Source organism: Nonomuraea indica, assembly GCF_002850745.1.
In the GTDB taxonomy this organism is placed as follows: Bacteria; Actinomycetota; Actinomycetes; order Streptosporangiales; family Streptosporangiaceae; genus Nonomuraea; species Nonomuraea indica.
This window is the reverse complement of record NZ_KZ559478.1, coordinates 157,684-175,894: the sequence shown is the minus strand read 5'-3', so window position 1 is coordinate 175,894 and position 18,211 is coordinate 157,684. Positions and strand designations below refer to the sequence as shown.

The 18,211-nt window shown below is 74.4% G+C and carries 14 protein-coding genes; 6 read left to right on the top strand and 8 right to left on the bottom strand.

Annotation, left to right across the window (positions count from 1 at the left end; translation table 11 throughout):
• Window positions 1-120: 120 nt before the first annotated feature.
• Entirely contained in the window at window positions 121-651 is a 531-nt protein-coding gene (locus tag CXR44_RS28865) for a YbhB/YbcL family Raf kinase inhibitor-like protein (RefSeq protein ID WP_180903750.1), read from the bottom strand.
• 269 nt (window positions 652-920) lie between these two features.
• Between CXR44_RS28865 and CXR44_RS28860 the strand changes: the two genes are divergently transcribed.
• Window positions 921-1,586, top strand: a complete 666-nt coding sequence (locus CXR44_RS28860; RefSeq protein WP_101789286.1) for a nucleoside/nucleotide kinase family protein — start codon at window positions 921-923, stop codon at window positions 1,584-1,586.
• A gap of 2 nt (window positions 1,587-1,588) precedes the next feature.
• On the opposite strand, the gene CXR44_RS28855 is transcribed toward CXR44_RS28860, so the two are convergent.
• Window positions 1,589-3,586 carry a HelD family protein gene (locus tag CXR44_RS28855; protein WP_101789285.1) on the bottom strand — a complete coding sequence of 666 codons (1,998 nt, stop codon included), beginning with the start codon at window positions 3,584-3,586 and terminating at the stop codon, window positions 1,589-1,591.
• A gap of 112 nt (window positions 3,587-3,698) precedes the next feature.
• On the opposite strand from CXR44_RS28855, the gene CXR44_RS28850 reads away from it, so the two are divergent.
• On the top strand, window positions 3,699-4,034 hold the full coding sequence (locus CXR44_RS28850; RefSeq protein WP_101789284.1) for a hypothetical protein: 336 nt from the start codon (window positions 3,699-3,701) through the stop codon (window positions 4,032-4,034).
• Window positions 4,035-4,270: 236 nt separating this feature from the next.
• Here CXR44_RS28850 and CXR44_RS28845 read toward each other — a convergent pair whose 3' ends face one another.
• From CXR44_RS28845 to CXR44_RS28825, 5 genes are all read right to left on the bottom strand, one after another.
• Complete coding sequence (locus CXR44_RS28845; protein WP_101789283.1) at window positions 4,271-5,917, bottom strand: DNA repair helicase XPB; 1,647 nt, start codon at window positions 5,915-5,917, stop codon at window positions 4,271-4,273.
• A gap of 79 nt (window positions 5,918-5,996) precedes the next feature.
• A complete protein-coding gene (locus tag CXR44_RS28840) occupies window positions 5,997-6,356 on the bottom strand; it encodes a hypothetical protein (RefSeq protein WP_101789282.1) in 360 nt (119 codons plus the stop codon).
• A 98-nt stretch (window positions 6,357-6,454) separates the two neighbouring features.
• Window positions 6,455-7,933, bottom strand: a complete 1,479-nt coding sequence (locus CXR44_RS28835; RefSeq protein ID WP_101789281.1) for a class I adenylate-forming enzyme family protein — start codon at window positions 7,931-7,933, stop codon at window positions 6,455-6,457.
• A gap of 31 nt (window positions 7,934-7,964) precedes the next feature.
• Window positions 7,965-10,298, bottom strand: a complete 2,334-nt coding sequence (locus tag CXR44_RS28830) for a helicase C-terminal domain-containing protein (protein WP_101789280.1) — start codon at window positions 10,296-10,298, stop codon at window positions 7,965-7,967.
• A 142-nt stretch (window positions 10,299-10,440) separates the two neighbouring features.
• Window positions 10,441-11,100, bottom strand: a complete 660-nt coding sequence (locus CXR44_RS28825) for a TetR/AcrR family transcriptional regulator (RefSeq protein WP_101789279.1) — start codon at window positions 11,098-11,100, stop codon at window positions 10,441-10,443.
• Between the two features lie 83 nt (window positions 11,101-11,183).
• Here CXR44_RS28825 and CXR44_RS28820 point away from each other — a divergent pair, with 83 nt between their 5' ends.
• Both CXR44_RS28820 and CXR44_RS28815 read left to right on the top strand, forming a co-directional pair.
• A complete protein-coding gene (locus CXR44_RS28820) occupies window positions 11,184-11,822 on the top strand; it encodes an HAD family hydrolase (RefSeq protein ID WP_101789278.1) in 639 nt (212 codons plus the stop codon).
• Between the two features lie 88 nt (window positions 11,823-11,910).
• A complete protein-coding gene (locus CXR44_RS28815; RefSeq protein ID WP_101789277.1) occupies window positions 11,911-12,306 on the top strand; it encodes a cold-shock protein in 396 nt (131 codons plus the stop codon).
• A 38-nt stretch (window positions 12,307-12,344) separates the two neighbouring features.
• Here the strand turns inward: CXR44_RS28815 and CXR44_RS28810 are convergent, their stop codons facing one another.
• A complete protein-coding gene (locus CXR44_RS28810) occupies window positions 12,345-13,883 on the bottom strand; it encodes an MFS transporter (protein WP_245899513.1) in 1,539 nt (512 codons plus the stop codon).
• Window positions 13,884-14,109: 226 nt separating this feature from the next.
• Between CXR44_RS28810 and CXR44_RS28805 the strand changes: the two genes are divergently transcribed.
• Entirely contained in the window at window positions 14,110-14,910 is an 801-nt protein-coding gene (locus CXR44_RS28805; RefSeq protein ID WP_101789276.1) for a DUF3027 domain-containing protein, read from the top strand.
• 79 nt (window positions 14,911-14,989) lie between these two features.
• On the top strand, window positions 14,990-18,022 hold the full coding sequence (locus tag CXR44_RS28800; protein ID WP_101789275.1) for a sacsin N-terminal ATP-binding-like domain-containing protein: 3,033 nt from the start codon (window positions 14,990-14,992) through the stop codon (window positions 18,020-18,022).
• Window positions 18,023-18,211 lie beyond the last annotated feature (189 nt).

Below are 18,211 nucleotides of genomic sequence, written 5' to 3'. Positions count from 1 at the left end.
GCGGCGCCCCGCCACAGCCCCGCCGGCAGGCGCCTTCCCGGAGGTCCCGGGCCTCGTGCGGCGGGCAGTGCCGTACGGGGCTCCGGCCGGGCGGCGCGCGGAGGGCTGTGGCGGGGACGGTCAGACGCCGAAGTGGGGAATGATGTGGCCGCGGGCCAGGGTGTTGGCGGTGATGTTGAAGCCGACCACCGCCGGGCTCGCGTCGGAGTCGACGCCGAGCCGGTCGACGCTCAGGGCGTGGACCGTGAAGACGTAGCGGTGCGGCTCGCCGGGCGGAGGAGCGGCGCCGCCGTAGGCCTTCACGCCGTAGTCGTTGCGCGCGTGCGTCGCGCCCTCCGGCAGGCCCTTGAACTCCGGCGAAGTGCCGGCGCCCGTGGGCAGCTCGGTGACCGAGGCGGGGATGTCGAACAGCACCCAGTGCCAGAACCCGCTGCCGGTGGGCGCGTCGGGGTCGAAGCAGGTGACGGCGTAGCCGCGGGTGCCCTCCGGAGCGCCGGACCAGCGCAGGGCGGGTGAGAGATTCTGGCCCGTCATGCCCCAGTCGTTGAAGACGTGCAGGTCTCCCAGCCTCTCCCCGTCCATGATGTCGCCGCTCTCGACGGTGAGGGCGGGGACCGGCGGCAGGTGTTCGTGCGGAAGCGGTGCGGGCACGACGTCCTCCTTCGTTGACGGCCTTGCGTGGTCTTTCCCGCCATCCTAGGAGCGCGGCCGCCGTACGGCGGCTGTCCACGCGCCGGTGCGGGCCGGCGCCCGTCCGGCCGGGGCGCCGGGACGGCGACCGGCTAGGGTATGGCCATGTCGGCGAGAACCACCGCGCCCGCCTCGGATGCCGCCTCGACCGCACCGCGTCCTTGCACGCTGGGGCCGGCCCGCCACCCCCACGCCTTCGTCGGCGGCCGCCTGCGGGTGGGCCGCGCCCGATGACCCTGGACGACCTGGCGGCCCGCGCCCGCGGTCTGGTCACCGGCCCCGGGCGGGCCGTGCTCGGCATCACCGGTGGGCCGGGCGCCGGCAAGTCGACGCTGGCCGAGCACCTGGTGCGGGCGCTGCGGCAGGCCCCGCCGCCCGGCCACGCCGCCGACTGGGTGGCGTACGTGCCGATGGACGGCTTCCACCTCGCCGACGTCGAGCTCGACCGGCTGGGGCGGCGCGGCCGCAAGGGGGCGCCCGACACCTTCGACGCGGCGGGGTACGCGGCCCTGCTGCGCCGGCTGCGCGAGGACGAGGACGAGGTGGTCTACGCGCCCGCGTTCGAGCGCGAGCTGGAGCAGCCGGTCGCGGGGAGCATCCCGGTGTTCCGCGCGGCCCGGCTCGTCGTCACCGAGGGCAACTACCTGCTGCTCGACCGGGGCGACTGGAGGCGGGTGCGCGACTGCCTGGACGAGGTCTGGTACTGCGCCCTCGACTCCGGCGAGCGGCTGCGCCGCCTCGTCGCCCGGCACGAGAGGTTCGGCAAGGACCACGACGCGGCCGTGGCCTGGGTGATGGGGACCGACCAGCGCAACGCCGACCTGATCGCCACCACCCGGGACCGGGCGGACCTCGTGGTGCCCGACGACGTGCTGCGCACGATCGGCGGGCCCTGAGGTCAGGAGGCGAGCTGGGGCGGCAGCGGCTTGGCGTGCAGCACCGTCAGCGTGGTGACCGCGCGGGTCAGCACCACGTAGAGCCGGGCCAGCCCGCGCGGCTCGGCCTCGACGATGTCGGCCGGCTCCACCACGATGACGTGGTCGTACTCCAGACCCTTGGCCAGGCTCGCCGGGACGACCAGCAGCCGGTGCTCCTCGGTCGAGTCGGGGCCGAGGACGGCGTGGGCGATGCCGTCGAGCGAGCGTGACACCTCGCCGGTCATGGCGTCCGGCACGATCAGGCCGATCGAACCCTCGCGGGCCAGCGCCTCGCGCACGGCCGCGGCCACCTCGCCGCCCTGCCGTACGGACAGCGAACCGGCGCCGGGACGCAGCGAGCGGGGGGCGGCCAGGTCGGGGGCGATCGACGGCAGCAGCCGGGCGGCGTAGTCGAGCACCTCGCGCGGCACGCGGAAGCCCAGCGTCAGCTCCGTGACCTCGCCGTCCTGCCCGAGGTGCTCCAGCACGGTCCGCCACGAGCGGGCCGACCACGGCGTGGTGCCCTGGGCGAGGTCGCCCAGCACGGTGGCCGAGCCGTTGCGGCAGCGCCGGCCGAGCGCGCGCAGCTGCATCTCCGACAGGTCCTGCGCCTCGTCCACGACCAGGTGGCCGAGCGACGGCGTGCGCTCGATGAGGTCGGCCAGCTCGTCGAGGAGCGCCGCGTCGGCCGCCGACCACTTCGCCGACTTCCACCCCCGGTACGGCTTGGGCCACAGCAGCAGTCGCTGCTCGTCGGGCGTCAGGTCGGTCCTGGCCGCGAGGGCGAGGAAGTCGGCGTCGGACAGCAGCCGGAAGAGCACCTGCTCGGGCACCAGTTTCGGCCAGACCGCGTCGACGAGCTGCTTGACCGGCTTGGAGCGGGCCACGGCGTCCTGCACCCGGTCGTCGGGCGAGTCGCCGCGCTGTTCCATCCGGACCAGGACCTGGTGCGCCAGCCGCTGGGCCAGCGCCGCCCGGCCGGGAGCGTAGCGGGTGGTGCCGCGCAGCGAGGCGACGATCTCACGCACCTCGTAGTCGGCGACGCGGAAGCGGTGGGCGCCCCTGGAGTAGACCAGTCCCTCCTCGGGCTTGACGATGTGCAGCCACAGCGCTCGCTCCAGCACCTTGGCCATCCGGGCGTCGCCCTTGACCGTGGAGACCGCCGGGTCCTCGGCGGCGGCGTGCTCGCCGAGCAGGCCCGCCACCGTCGTCTGGTCGACCTTCACCTCGCCGAGCGCCGGGAGCACCGAGGAGATGTACGACAGGAACGCCCGGTTGGGGCCCACGATCATCACGCCGGACCGGGCCAGCCGCTCGCGGTGCGTGAACAGCAGGTAGGCGGCCCGGTGCAGGCCCACAGCGGTCTTCCCGGTGCCGGGAGCACCCTGGACGCAGACGGTCTGGCCGAGCGTCGAGCGGACGATCTCGTCCTGGTCGGGCTGGATGGTGGCCACGATGTCGCGCATCGGGCCGGTGCGGGGGCGCTCGATCTCCTCGGTGAGGATGCGGGAAGGACCGATCTGGCCGCCCTCGGTGAGCGGCTCGTCCTCGAACGCGGTCAGCGCGCCGCCGTGGTAGCCGAAGCGGCGCCGCCGTACGACGCCCATCGGGTCGGCGGGGCTGGCCTGGTAGAAGGCCCGTGAGACCGGGGCGCGCCAGTCGACGACGAGGGGGCGGCTGTTGCCGTCGTGCACATGGCGGCGGCCGACGTGGATGACGCCGGGCAGGTCGTCGCCGGCCTCGCGGTCGAGGCGGCCGAAGAACAGCGGCGTGTCGGGGTGGTCGGCGAGCGCGGCCACCCGCTGGTCGAGCAGCGACTGGAGGATCTGCTGGGAGACCCAGTCGCCGGCGGCGTCGGCGGACAGCGACTGGGCGTGGGCGCGCATGGCCTTGAGCGCGGCGCGCGCCTCGGCCAGGTGGGCCTGCTCGGCGGCGAGGACGTCGGTGGGTATGTCGGGTGCCAACTGGTGTGCGGGCATGCGAAAGCGCCTCCCTGCGGAGTGAACGAGGTGGGTAACCGGTAGCGAATCGGTCAGTCTAGTGCGGCCCTGCAGAGGCTTCCACCGGATTTACCCCGGGTAGGTGAAGGCCGTGGGACGTGTCCGCCTGGGCTTCTCGCCGATCATCCCGACGATCGCCGGCTTCCTGCTGGCCGCTCTGTGGGGGCTTTCGGTGTTCGCCGGGTGGGGGCTGGAGGCGTTCTGCGCGGGTGGGGAGGCGCCGGCCGACTGCTCGCGGCGGCTCGGCACGGTCTCGGCCGTGTCGGGGTTGTTCGCGGTGCTGGCGGCCTGCTGCACGGCCGCCGCGTGGCTGGTGCCCCGGTCGCGGCGCGATCCGGCCGTGTTCACCCGGGTCATGGGGGCGGCCGTGGTCGTCTGGGTGGCCGCCGTGGCGGTGCTGTTCGTGGGCGGTCTCCTGGCGAAATGACCAACCTTGGAGATCCCTGGCAATACCGCGAAATTTGGGCATAGTAGGTGGGATTGCCGGATCATGGGGGTATGTCGCAGGCGGTTCGGTTGCGGCGGCGGAATCACTGATGTGAGGGGGGTGGTTCGATTGTCGACGGCCCGCGGAGTCTCCTGGACGTGACAGGCGCCAGGGTCCGGCCGCTCGGGAAGTGAGCGGCCGGGCCGCGCCCTGCCGCTCCCGCCCGCCCCGCAGCGTCAGACCTCGTCGAGCACGTCGTCCGCGTCGATGATCTGGTACGCGTACCCCTGCTCGGCCAGGAACCGCTGCCGGTGCGCCGCGAACTCCTGGTCCACCGTGTCGCGGCTGACGACCGTGTAGAAGCGCGCGCCCCCGCCGCCCGACTTGGGGCGCAGCACCCGGCCCAGCCGCTGGGCCTCCTCCTGGCGTGACCCGAACGTGCCCGACACCTGGATGGCCACCGACGCCTCCGGCAGGTCGATGGAGAAGTTGGCCACCTTGGAGACGACCAGCACCTGGATCTCCTTGTCGCGGAAGGCCTGGTAGAGCCGCTCGCGCTCCTTGATCCGCGTCTCGCCCTTGATGACCGGCGCGTTCAGGTGCTCGCCCAGCTCGTCGAGCTGGTCGATGTACTGGCCGATGACCAGCACCTGCTCGCCCAGGTGGCGGCGCACCAGCGCCTCGGTGACGCGCGTCTTGGACGGCGTGGTGGAGCAGAACCGGTAGCGCTCCTCCTGCTCGGCCATCGCGTACGCGAGCCGCTCCTCGTCGGTGAGCGTGACCCGCACCTCGACGCAGTCGGCCGGTGCGATCCAGCCCTGGTGCTCCATCTCCTTCCACGGCGCGTCGTAGCGCTTGGGGCCGATCAGCGAGAACACGTCGCCCTCGCGGCCGTCCTCGCGCACCAGCGTCGCCGTCAGCCCGACCCGCCTGCGCGCCTGCAGGTCGGCCGTCATCCGGAAGATCGGCGCGGGCAGCAGGTGCACCTCGTCGTAGACGATGAGCCCCCAGTCGCGCGCGTCGAACAGCTCCAGATGGCTGTAGACGCCCTTCCGCCGGGTCGTCATCACCTGGTAGGTGGCGATGGTGACGGGCCGGATCTCCTTCTTGGAGCCGGAGTACTCGCCGATCTCGTCCTCCGTCAGCGAGGTCCGCCTGATCAGTTCCTGCTTCCACTGGTGGGCGCTGACCGTGTTGGTGACCAGGATCAGTGTGGTGGCCTGGGCGTGGGCCATCGCCGCCGCCCCGACGATCGTCTTGCCGGCGCCGCAGGGCAGCACCACCACGCCGGAACCGCCGTGCCAGAACGCGTCGGCGGCGGCCTGCTGGTAGGGCCGCAGCGACCAGCCCTCCTGCGCCAGCTTGATCGGGTGGTGCTCGCCGTCCACGTAACCGGCCAGGTCCTCGGCCGGCCAGCCGAGCTTGAGCAGCGCCTGCTTGACGTTGCCCCGGTCGCTCGGGTGCACGATCACCGAGTCGGCGCCCAGGCGCTCGCCCAGCATCGGCTGGATCTTCTTGGAGCGCAGCACCTCCTCCAGCACGGCCCGGTCGGTGGAGGTCAGGACCAGGCCGCTGACCGGGTGCTTCTCCAGCCTGAGCCGGCCGTACCGGGCCATGGTCTCGGCGATGTCGACGAGCAGCGCGTGCGGCACCGGATAGCGGCTGTAGCCGATCAGCGCGTCGATCACCTGCTCGGCGTCGTGGCCCGCCGCACGGGCGTTCCACAGCGCGAGCGGCGTGACGCGGTAGGTGTGCACATGCTCGGGCGCGCGCTCGAGCTCCGCGAACGGCGCGATCGCCTTGCGGCACTCGTCGGCCCGGTCATGGTCGACTTCGAGAAGCAGGGTCTTGTCCGACTGGACGATGAGCGGGCCGTCGTTCACGGACTTTCCTTCCTACGGCTGACCCCTATCCAACACATCAGGCGCCGGGAACAGTCCCCGAACGAGGAATCGGCTCACGTCAATCGTCGAAGGCGCCGATCACACCCAGGAAGACGAACAGACCGATGGTCAGCACGAACCCCGCCCCGAACAGCACCCAGCTCCACACCAGCAGCCCGCGGGCCTTGTCGGGCTCGGTGGCCGACCGGCCCATCGCCAGGCCCGCCAGGATGGAGCCGGGAATGGCCAGCAGGTTGCAGCACGAGACGACCGCGAGCAGGTTGAGCACCAGGGCGACGATGGCGGAGGCCTGCGGGCCCTGCCCGGACGGGCGCGGCGGAGGCCCGTAACCCTGCCCGTAGTGCGGGGGCGGCTGATCCCCGTAGGGCGCGCCGTAGGGCTGATAGGGGTAGCCGCCGGGCGGATCCTCGTGGCTCATGTGCTCACATCTATCACGAAACGTCCATGGCGCTCACCCGACCGAGTCACCCGATGGGGCAGACCCTGACGGGAAGCGCCCATCTCCATCGTCATCTGTCAGCCGAGCATCGCCCGCAGCGCCTTACGGTCGAGCTTGAGCACGCTGGTGACCGGAATCGTGTCCACGATCCGCACCTCGCGCGGATACCGCACCCGCCCCACCCGCTCCCGCGCCCAGCCGACCAGCGCGTCGGCCGTCACCGTCGCACCCGGCCGGAGCTGGACGAACGCCACGACCTCCTCGCCCACCCGCGGGTCCGGCCGGCCCACCACGCCCGACATGACGACGTCGGGATGCCGGTCGAGCACGTCCTCCACGTCCCGCGGGAACACGTTGAACCCGCCCCGGATGATCAGGTCCTTCTTGCGGTCCACGACGTAGAGGTAGCCGTCGTCGTCCACGCATCCGATGTCGCCCGTGCGCAGCTCGCCGCCCGCCAGCGTGGTGCCCGCCGGGTCGGGCCCGTGCTCGCCCCAGTAGCCGAGCATCAGGGCCTCGCCCCGCACACAGATCTCGCCCACGTCGCCGCACTCCACCTCCTCGCCGGAGGAGTCGCGGATCGTGATCTCGTAGCCGGGCAGCGGCAGCCCGACGCTGCCCACCCGCCGCCGGCCCGGCGGGTTGAACGAGGTGACCGCGCTCGTCTCGGTCAGGCCGTAGCCCTCCAGGATCTGCGTGCCGGGCATCCGCCGCTCGAACTCCTCCAGCGTCTCCCGCCCGAGCGGCGCCGCCCCGCACGTCAGGAACGCCAGGTCCGGCAGAGGATGCTCCTCCAGCGGCTCGGCCAGCAGCATCCGCAGCATGGCCGGCACGACCGTGCCGTAGCGCACCCGCTGCCCGGCCGCCAGCGACAGGAACGCCTTCGGGTCGAACCACCGCATCAGCACCGCCTGCTGCGGCTCCGTGGCGTGCATCCCGGCCACCGTCACGATCAGCCCGTACGCGTGGGACAGCGGCACCGGCACGATGGCGCGGTCGAGCCCTTCCTGATGGGACATCGCGAAGGACGCCCTGGCCACCTGCCAGAGCCCGCGATGGCTGAGCATGACGCCCTTGGCCCGGCCGGTGGTGCCGCCCGTGTACATGAGCGCGGCCAGGTCGGCGGGGTCGCGCGGCACCGGGCCGTGCTCGTCCGCCCGTTCCAGCTCCCCGGTGTCCACGAACGTGCGCACGCCCGGCGCGGCAGCCTCGACGGTGGGCAGCAGCTCCGGAGAGGTCACGATCGCCGCGGCGCCGCTGTCGGTCACGATGTGCCGCAGCTCCTCGGCCCCCACCAGGAACACCACGGGCGTCACCACGGCGCCGGCCGCCCAGAGCGCCTGGTAGACGATCGGCACCTCCGGCGAGTTGGCCATCATCACCACGACCCGGTCGCCGGGCCGGACACCCGCCTCGACGAACCCTCCGCAGGCTCGCCGCGCCCGCTCGGCGAGCGCGTGGCTGCGGTGCCAGACCCCCTCGTAGAACACCGAGTCGTGGTCGCCGAACCTGTCCCACGACTCCTCGGCCAGCCTGCCCAGCGTCAGCTCGCTCACGGTCCCAACCTCGCGCGATCTTGAGCGCGCGTCAAGACAGCCCGGCCACTCCGGTGATGCGGTGCAGGGCGAATCGGTGCACGGCCGCCCGGGTCTCGTCGTACGCGGTCAGGTAGCCGCCCTCCATCCGGGCCGGCTCCAGGATGCGGGAGGTGGCGTTGCCCTGGGAGTCGAGGTAGCCGATCCACACCCGGACGCCCTGCCGGATCGCGTCCTGCAGGGCGGAGATCGTCGCCGTCGCCGGGCCGCGCGGGATCGCGCCGGACGGCGCGGCGACGGGCTCGCGGCGGGCGAGGTGCGCCGCGTCGCCGGCCCGCAGCGCCTTGACGGCCGCCGCCGCCACCTCGGGGTCGAGGCCGTTGCCCGGCGGGACCGGCCGGGTGACGGGCCCGCCCTCCGTGCGCCTGCTGTCGAGCTGCGAGATGATCACGTCGCCGTCCAGCGACTCCGCCACCGGCGCGTAGCCCATCGCCCGCAGCGAGTCGACCAGCGCGGCACGCGACGTGCGCGAGGCGATCACCGTCGGGGCGAGCCTGCGCAGCCGCAGCGCCGCCGAGCGTCGGTCGGCCACGATCTGGTCCAGCAGGGCGGGGTCGTCGCAGCGGACGTAGGCACTGGCCGTGCCCACCCGGATCCGCCCGTGCCGGCGCGCCACGTCGGCGATGAGGTAGGACAGCGCCTGCGGCACCGGCGTGGCCGAGTGGCGCGCGAGGGCGGCCAGCAGTTCCTCGGCGCCCTGGCCGGCGTCGAGCGCCCGCCGGATCGAGTCGTCGCCGAACCGATAGACGGTCGCCCCGCCCTTCGACTCGACGTCGGCGGCCAGCGTCATCCACCGGTTGAGCTCGCTGGTCAGCGGCCCCGGCGCGACGGCGGTCAGGTCGGCCTGGAGCAGCACGTGGTCGACCGGCTCCGGCAGCAGCGGCGCGAGGATCCCCGCCGCGTCGTCGCCGGCCAGCAGCGCGCGCCCGTGCCCGGACAGGGCGCCGAGCCCCGTCACGCCGACCTGCTCCGCCTCGCGCAGCGCGAACTCGGTGAGCTGCTCGCGCAGCGGCCCGCGACGGCGCGGCTGCTCCCAGGCCAGCCGGTCGAGCAGCGAATCCAGGGAGGGCGCCAGTCCGGGCGCGGCGGCGACCACGCCCAGCGCCGCGGAGCGCACCGGCGCGGCCGATGACCTGCGCAGGTCGGCGTGCAGGGCGTTGAGCGGCCGGTCACGCTCGTCGCGCTCGCCGACCAGGCCCGGCACCCGGTCCATCTGCAGCCAGGCCTGCGCCAGCGTCACCCACCGGTCGGCCGTCGAGCGGACCCGCCACAGGTCGTAGCCGCTGGTCGGCAGCCACTCCCCGTCGACGCTGCCGCCGGCCGCGACCAGGCCCGCCGCGTGCGCCACCTCCACGACCAGCGCCGCCGCCCACTCCGGCAGGTCCAGCTCGGTGGCGGTGCGCTTCATGTCGCGCACGCCGAGCCCGCCGGTGCGCAGCACCCCGGGCGGGTCGATGCTCCACCGCTCGCACAGCTCCTCGACCGACCTGACGAACGCGAACGCCTGCCCGGCCGCCGTCCGGTCGGCCTGCTTCTGGTCGCGCGGCGTGCCCTCCAGCGCGGGAGGCACGGCCAGCAGGTCCCGGTGCACCCGGCCGCCACGCAGGTGCAGCGCCACCTCGCGCGGCAGCGTCACGCTCTCCTCGCCCGTCGCCGCGAGCAGCCCGCGTGCCAGGAGCTGCTCGATGGGGGAGCGGGCGGAGCCGACGCGCACCTCGCGCCGCGCGTTGGGCACCCGGCCGGTCGGCGGGCCCCAGGCGAGCTGGTCGAGCGCCGCCCTGGCCTCGTCGGAGACCTCGCCGACGAGGCCCGCCGGGTCGGCGAGCGCGGCGGCCAGGCGGTCCCGGCCGGTGCCCGTCGTGCCCGGGGCGACGTCGTCGGCCAGCTCGTCGAGCTGCTCGGGCGGGTGGTGGCGGAACACGTCGACGGCGGCCGGCCCCAGCCCCGCCGGGTCGTCGAGCACCTTGCGCACTCCGGGGGACAGGTCGAGCCCGTCGTCGGGGCCGTACACGAGGGCCAGGTCGCGCAGCCGGTCGAGGGCTGCCGACAGGGCCGGCTCCGGCTCGCCGGCCGCGAGGGCGCGGCCCACCAGCTTGCCCAGCTCCGCCTTCGGCACGGGGGCGCCGAGCACGGCGAGCGTCTCGACGACCGCGAGGGTGAACCGGTCGAGCCGGTCCAGTGCCCGGCCGATCGCCGACGGGCTGGCGGCCCGGGAGGCCAGGCCCTCCAGATGGGCGGGCACCGGGGTGATCAGCTCGGGGCGTGCGGAGACGAGCGCCCGCAACTGGTCGTCGGTGCGCCCCCTGATCCACTCCGTGAACTCCATCGATGCCATGGTATGTCCCGCCTGATCGGGGCAGCGGAGGCCGCGCGGTGGTCGCGGGGCGGCGATGAGAGGCCGCGCGGTGGTCGCTCTGTGGCGGTGAGGACGCCGCGCGGTCGCCGCGGGGTGGTCGCGCGGTCTCCCGTCAGGTCACCGGCGCGGGGCAGGGCAGCAGGCCGGCGGCCAGCCGCACCCACGCGGCGACGAACCGGTCCTTGTCCACGTGCCCCGGGCACTCGCCCACGGTCTCCTGGAACAGCCGGTAGTGCACCACCGCCCCGGCGAGCACCGCGGCGACGGCGTGCCAGTCGGCGTCGGCGTCGGCGTACTCGGGCTGGGTGCCGAACCACGTCGTCATGGCGTCGTACATGGGCTGCAGCAGCCCCTCGCGGACGACCGCGACCAGCTCGGGGAACTGGCTGAGGTCGCGGAAGAACACCCGGGTGAGCTCCGACTCCTCGCGCACCTTGGCCAGCCCGGCCCGGCAGAGCCGCGACAGCCGCGCCTGCAGGTCGGCGGAGTCCTCCATGTCGCCCAGCACCGCCAGGCTCTCGGCCACCTGCGTGCGGGTGCGGGCGGCGTGCTCGGTGATCGCCGCGGCCAGCAGCTCGTACTTCGACCGGAAGTGCCGGTACAGGCCCCCGGCGCCGGGCGACAGGCCCGAGGCAGCCTCGATCTCGGCCACCGACGTGGCGGCGTAGCCCCGCTCCGCGAACAGCCGCAGGGCCTCGTGGATGATCCGCTCGCGGGTGCTCACGGGCGCGCGCGTGGCCGACGGGCCGCCGGTCTCTGGCGATCTGTTCATGTCCTGGCGACACCTCCCCGAGGAGCGTAGTCGTCGCGGCGGGGAGCTCCGGGGGCGTTGGGCGAGCCCGGTGCTCGTTTGGCATGCTGCATCCTGTGGGGATATCGGTGGGTTTCGATCTTGACTTGACGTTGGCCGACACGCGGACGGGCATCGCCGCCGTCTACGACGAGGTCTCGGGCCGTCTCGGCGTCCCGATCGACAGCGCCGCGGTCATCACCCGGCTCGGGCCGCCGCTGGAGCAGGAGCTGGCCAACTGGCTGCCGCCGGAGGAGGTGCCGGCCGCCGCCTCGCTGTTCAGGGAGCTGTACCCGCGGCTGGCCTTACCGGCGACGACGGCGATGGCCGGGGCGGCGGAGGCGGTGCGGGCCGTGCGCGCCGCCGGCGGCCGGGTCATCGTCGTGACGGGCAAGAACGTCCGCGACGCGACGAGCACGATCGAACTTCTCGGGTTCGAGGTGGACGAGGTCGTCGGCTCGCTCTTCGGGGCGGCCAAGGGATCGGCGCTCGCGCGGTTCGGCGCCGCCGCCTATGTTGGTGACCATGTCGCCGACATCGAGGCGGCGCGGGCGGGCAACGCCGTCAGCGTGACGGTCGCGACCGGCCCCTACACGGCGGAGGAGCTGCGTGATCACGGAGCCGACGTGGCGCTGGGCGACCTGACCGAGTTCGCCGCCTGGTATTCGGGCTGGCGGCCGCCCGCCGAACGCGGGCGATCATGAGTGTTTACCCGGTCGCCCCCGAGCGCTCGGGGGCATAACCTTACATCGCATCCATTCCCAGACGACTGTCCCGAACGAGGTCCCTCCTGTGCCGAGTGGCAAGGTCAAGTGGTACGACGCCGACAAGGGTTTCGGCTTCCTCACCCGTGACGACGGCGGTGAGGTATTCGTGCATTCCTCCGCGCTGCCCGCCGGCGCCGGGCCACTCAAGCCCGGCCAGAAGGTGGAGTTCGGCGTGGCGGAGGGCCGGCGCGGCCAGCAGGCCCTTTCGGTCCGCATCCTGGAGCAGCCTCCGACGCTGGCCAAGACCAAGCCCAAGGGCAAGCGGAAGAAGCCCGACGAGATGGTCGTCATCGTCGAGGACCTGATCAAGCTCCTCGACGGGGTGTCGACCTCCTACCAGCGGGGCAAGCACCCCGACGCGGCCCACGCCAAGAAGATCGCCCAGGTGCTGCGGGCCGTCGCCGACGACCTCGACGCCTGACCGCGCCCCCTGACCCGGCCCCTCGTCCCCGCGCCGCGCTAGGTGTTCGGGTTGGTGAGGGGCTTGGTCGAGTCGAGGGTGTCACGGGGCTCGGGGCGTCCTTCGCGTACGGTCGCGTCGAGCCGCTCCTCGACGGCCCGCAGCCGGGCCCGCCGGCGGATCGCCAGCCAGCCCAGGGCGGCCGTCAGCGCCACGGCGAGCGTGACCAGCCCGGCCAGGCTGCTCTCGGTCAGCGACAGCACGAGCCCGACCAGCCCGCCGAACACCCACGCGAGCTGCAGCAGCGCCTCCACCACGCCGAAGGTGGACGAGCGCACCTCCTCGCCGATCTCCCGCTGCACGATCGCGTCCAGTGCGAGCTTGCCGAGCTCCTGCGCGAACGCCGTGACGACGGAGATCGCGAAGGCCGTCCACAGGCCGAAGAAGATCGCGGTCACGATCGTCGTGACGCTGGTGAGGGCCAGCGTGAGCAGCACGATCACCTGCGGCGAGTTGTTGCGCGCCCAGTTGGCGACGGCCGCGCCGGCCAGGCCGCCCAGCCCGGCCGCCGCCGCGAGCAGCGCGATCGTCCTCGGCACGTCGAACAGCGGGGCGGGCCCGGCCAGCCACGGCACCTGGCCGTCCTGCACCAGGAAGAGCAGGAAGAACAGCAGGAAGCCGGAGAACAGCCGGATCGCCACGTTGGCCCACATCGCCTCGGCCACCGCCGGGCCCACCTGCAGCAGGGTCCGCCACCGGGGGGCGTGGCCCTCGTCGCCGTCCTCCTCCAGGTCGGGCGCGTCGACGTGCCGCGGCAGCCGGACGGCGAACACCCCGACCAGCAGGAACACCACCATCGCGATGCGCAGCACCGGGGCGCTGCCGAGCCAGGCCGCCAGGCCCGCGCCGACCGGCACCATCACGCCGGCCGACACCAGCGAGAACAGGGCGACGCGGGCGTTGGCGGACACCAGCGTGATGTCGGCGGGCAGCACGCTCGGCATGATCGCCGCGCGTGAGACGTTGTAGGCCTTCGACAGCACCAGCACGCCCAGCGCCCCGCCGAACAGGGTCACCAGGTCGCCCGGCCCAACGGCGGCGGCCATCGCGAAGCACAGCAGCCCGCGGCCGAACAGCGTGCCCGCCATCACGTAGCGGCGGCCCGACCTGAACCGGTCGAGGATCGGCCCGACGAACGGCGCCAGCAGCGCGAACGGCAGCATGGTGATGACCAGGTAGAGCGCCACCGGCCCGCGCGCCTCGCCGACGGGCACCCCGAAGAACACCGTGCTGGCGAGCGCCACCGTGACCAGCGTGTCGCCCACGCTGTGCCCCGCGGTCAGCTCGATCAGGCGGCCCAGCCCGGTGCGGCCGGCTCCGCCCGCGTGGGTGAGGCGGCGGGTGGCCCGGCCCACCGAGCGGGCGCCCCTGGCCGTCGCGACCCCGGCTCGCCGGGCGCCCCGGGCCGTGGCCAGGCCGGCGCGTCTGGTGCCGCTCGCGGTGGCCCGGCCGGCGCGCGCGGTGGCGCGGGAGGCGTCGGCGATGCCTCGCCCGACCCGCCGCGAGACCTCGCGCGCCCTGTCCCAGCCACCGTCCACGCCTACCAGTCTTACCCGATCTCCCCTCGCGGGCGGCGCGACCTCGGGCGCCCTCGTGTCGGCGGGTCCGGCGCCGGAGGGCCGCCGCCGGAGGCCGGACTCGTGGCCGTGTGGGGGTTCCGTCCGGTTCCGGATGGGGCGGATCCCCCGCTGTCGGCACCTTCGGGTCCGGCCATGGGTGAGAATGAAGTGTGAGCGAACAGCACCTTTCGCCGGAGGCGGGCCGATGAGCCGGACCAGGACCCGCGTCTCCGCCCCCGACCAGGCCTGTGTCGCCGCGGTCGATCTGGCGCGCGCCGCCGCCGAGGAGCTCGCGCGGCCCGGCGAGCCCGGCGACCACCTGGGCTACGAGTCCGAGGGCGACCGGATCGTCACCCACTTCTTCGCCTGCCTCGACCGGGCCTACCGCGGCTGGCGGTGGGCGATCACCGTGACCCGCGCCTCGCGGGCGAAGAAGGTCACGGTCAGCGAGGCCGTCCTGCTGCCCGGCCCCGGGGCGCTGCTGGCGCCCGAGTGGCTGCCGTGGAGCGAGCGGCTGCGTCCGGGTGACCTCGGCGTCGGCGACCTGCTGCCGACCCCCGAGGACGACGACCGGCTCGTGCCCGGGTTCACCGACACCGGCGACGACGCGGACCACCAGATGGTTTTCGAGTACGGCCTGGGCCGGGCACGTGTGCTCTCGGCCATCGGCAGGGACCTGGCTGCCAGGCGCTGGCACTCGGGCGAGCACGGGCCGCACACTCCGATCGCACACGCCGCTCCCGCGCAGTGCTCCACCTGCGGTTTCTACTGGCCGCTGTCGGGTGAGTTGAGGCTGACCTTCGGGGTCTGCGCCAACGAGTACGCGCCCGACGACGGCAGGGTGGTCGCCGCCGACCACGGCTGCGGGGCGCACTCCGAGGCCGCCGTCATGCCGCCCCCCGTCGAGCAGGCCACCCCGATCCTCGACGACCTGGGGTTCGACCTGCTCGAGGAGGAGGCGGGCTCGGTGGACGAGCGGGCCCAGGAGGAGCTCGGGCACTCCTGATCCGCCAACGGGTCGGGGAGTGTCGGCGCGGGCCGCTAACCTACGGTGGCCCCCCTACCCTCAACCAGGATCGTGATCGATGACCGACACCTTCGGCACTGACCGGATGCGGGCCGCCGTGCTCGCCGCATGGACGGCCTCGCCCGCCCGCTTCCGCGAGGACGCCAACGCCGAGGAGGACTTCGCCCTCGGCGGCTACCGCGACCGGCTGATCGTCGAGCTCGCCCAGAACGCCGCCGACGCGGCCCTGCGCGCGGGCGTGCCCGGAGTGCTGCGGCTGACGCTGCGCGGCGACGTGCTGACGGCCGCCAACACGGGCGCGCCTCTCGACGCCACCGGCGTGGAGAGCCTCGCGACGCTCCGCGTGTCCGGCAAGCGCGGCGAGGCGGGTGCGGCGGGGCGGTTCGGTGTCGGGTTCGCCGCGGTCGTCTCCGTCTGTGACGCGCCGTCGATCGGCTCGCGCGGCGCGCAGGCGGTGCGCTGGTCGCGCGAGGAGACGGCCGCGGTGGTGGCCGGGGTGCCGGAGCTGGCCGGCGAGCTGGCCTCCCGATCCGGTCACGTGCCGCTGCTGCGCCTGCCGTTCACGGCCGAGCCGATGGACGTGCCTGATGGATTCGACACGCTGGTCCGGCTCCCGCTGCGCGACGAGGCGGCGGTCGCGGCCGTGCGGCGGATGCTGGAGGAGACCAGCCCGGCGCTGCCGCTGGGCATGCCCGCGCTCACGGCCATCGAGATCGACCTCGACGGCGAGGTCCGCACGGTGCACGCCGACGGCTGGCACGTGGTGTCGGAGTCGGGGGAGTTCACGCCCGAGGAGGTGGCGGCGCTCTTCGCCGACCGGCCGACCGAGGAGCGCACCAGGCCCTACTGGTCGGTCCGCTGGGCCGTCCCGCACACGGGCACGGGCGAGCCGGGGCCGCTGCCCGCGACGGTGCCGCCCGTGGTGCACGCCCCCACGCCCAGCGACGAACCTCTCGACCTGCCCGTCCTGCTCATCGCCTCCTTCCCGATGGCCACCGACCGGCGGCACGTGGCCAAGGGGCCGCTGACCGACTTCCTCGTCGACAGGGCCGCCGACGCCTACGTCAGGCTGCTGCGCGAGCTGCCGCGCACGCCGAGGCTGCTCGACCTGGTGCCCGCGCTCATGGGCAAGGGCGAGCTCGACGCCCGCATCCGCCGCGCCATCCTGCTGCGGCTGCCCGACACGCCGTTGCTGCCCGCGCTGTCGGCGCCGGAGCCCGACGTGCAGACGCCGTCGTTCGCCGACGCCGAGGTCTACGAGCCCGACGCCGAGTGGCGCGTCGAGCATCCGGCCAGGGAGCCGCAGGGCGACGGCTGGGTGGTCGCGGGCCGCGAGGCGGCCGTGGTCGCCGGGGCCGCCGACCTGCTGGCCGCCGTCGCCCCCTTCGTGCCCGGCCTGCTGCCCGCCGGCTGGCCCGCCCGGCACCCGGCGATGGTCTCGCTCGGCGTGCGCCGGGTGGAGCTGGCCGAAGTGGTCGACCTGCTGTCGGGGGAGGCAGTCGAGGGCCGCGAGCCGTCGTGGTGGCGTTCGCTGTACGAGGTGCTGCCCGCCGACGACCCCGAGTCGCTCGGCGCGCTGCCGGTGCCGCTGGCCGACGGCCGCCTGGTCCGCGGCCCGCGCGGCACCCTCATCCTGCGGCTCGACGGTCACGGCGGGCTCGACCTGACCCCCCTCGGGCTGCGCATCGTGCACCCCGACGCCGCCCATCCGGCCCTGCTGCGGCTGGGCGCGGCCGAGGCGACCCCGCGCACGATCCTCGACGACCCGCTCACCAGGGAGGCGGTCGCCCAGTCGCTCGACAACCCCGACCCGGAGCCGGTGGCGCGGGCGGTGCTGTCGCTGGTCGAGGCCGCCGGTCTGGCCCCCGGCGAGGCGCCGGGGCTGGCCGCGCTGGCGCTGCGCGGCGTCGACGGCGAGCTCTACCCGGCGGGCGAGCTCATGCTGGCCGAGGGCGCGCTGGCCAAGCTGGTCGGGCCCGACAGCCACCTCGGCGTCGTGGCGGCCGACCTGGTGGAGACCTACGGCTCGCGGGTGCTGGCCGCCACGGGCGTGCTCGACGGGTTCGCGGTGGCGCACGACTCCGACGTGCTGCTCGACCACGACGACTGCGACCACGACCTCGACGGCGAGGCCGAGTGGCTCGACCACGTCATCGACCTGCTGCCCGACCTGGACGTGCCTCCCGTCGTGGCCGACTTCGCGGCCGTGCGCGACCTGGAGCTGGTCGCCGACTGGCCGGCCGCGCTGGCGCTGCTCACCAGGCCGCCGCTGCGGGCCGCGCTGCACCCGCTGCGCGTCGGCGGCGTCGAGGTGCCGTCCTACACCGCGTGGTGGCTGGGCGAGCACCCGGTCCTCGACGGGCGCCGGCCGCGCGAGCTGCGGCTGCCCGGCGCCGACCCGCTGCTGCAGGGCCTCTACGCCGACGCACCCGCCGGGCTCGACGAGGGGGCGCTGGCCATGCTCGGCGTGCGCACCACGCTGGCCGAGCTGCTGGCCTCCCACGGCGGTCCGGAGGAGCTGCTCGACCTGATGGCCGACGAGTCCCTGGAGGTCGACCGGGCCCAGCTGCGCGCCCTGTGGATGGCGCTGGCGGGCGTCGCGCCCGAGCGGGTGGCGCCGCCCTCCCGGGTGCGTGCGGTGCTGCACGGCGACATCGTGGTGGCCGCGGCCGACGACGCCGTCGTGGTGGAGGCGCCCGACCTGCTGCAGCTCGTCGCCGAGCGGCCGCTGGTGCTCGCCCCCTACGACCTGGCAGAGGCGCTGTCGGAGCTGCTCGACCTGCCGCTCGCCGGTGAGCTGGCCAGCGGTGAGGTCACCTCCGAGGGCGTCGTCCGGCCGGTGCCGCCCGAGGTGCGCTCCCTGCTCCCCACGGCCCCCGAGACCTACGTCGAGCACGAGAAGCTGCTGGTGGACGGGGTGGCCTGCACGTGGCGGTTCTTCGAGGGCGCCGTGCACTGCACCGGGGTGGAGGGGCTGGCGCGCGGGCTGGCCTGGGCGACCGGCCAGTGGAACGACCGGCTCGCCGTGGCGGCGCTGCTGCGCGACCCGGCCGCCGTCCCCCTGCTCCTCGCCGAGGCCGACCTGTCCTGATCGCCCGCCCGGCCCGCGCCGCCGGGCGCGTAACGCCGGGCCCGCGCCGCCGGGCCCGTAACGCCCGGCCCCGTAACGCCCATCCCCGCTCGGTGGCGCCGTCACCTCCAGGGTGGCGGCGCCGGAGCGGTGGCCGGGCGAGTGAGGCCCGGGCGGGTCCGGTGGGTCGGTGAGCCGGGGAGTCAGGCG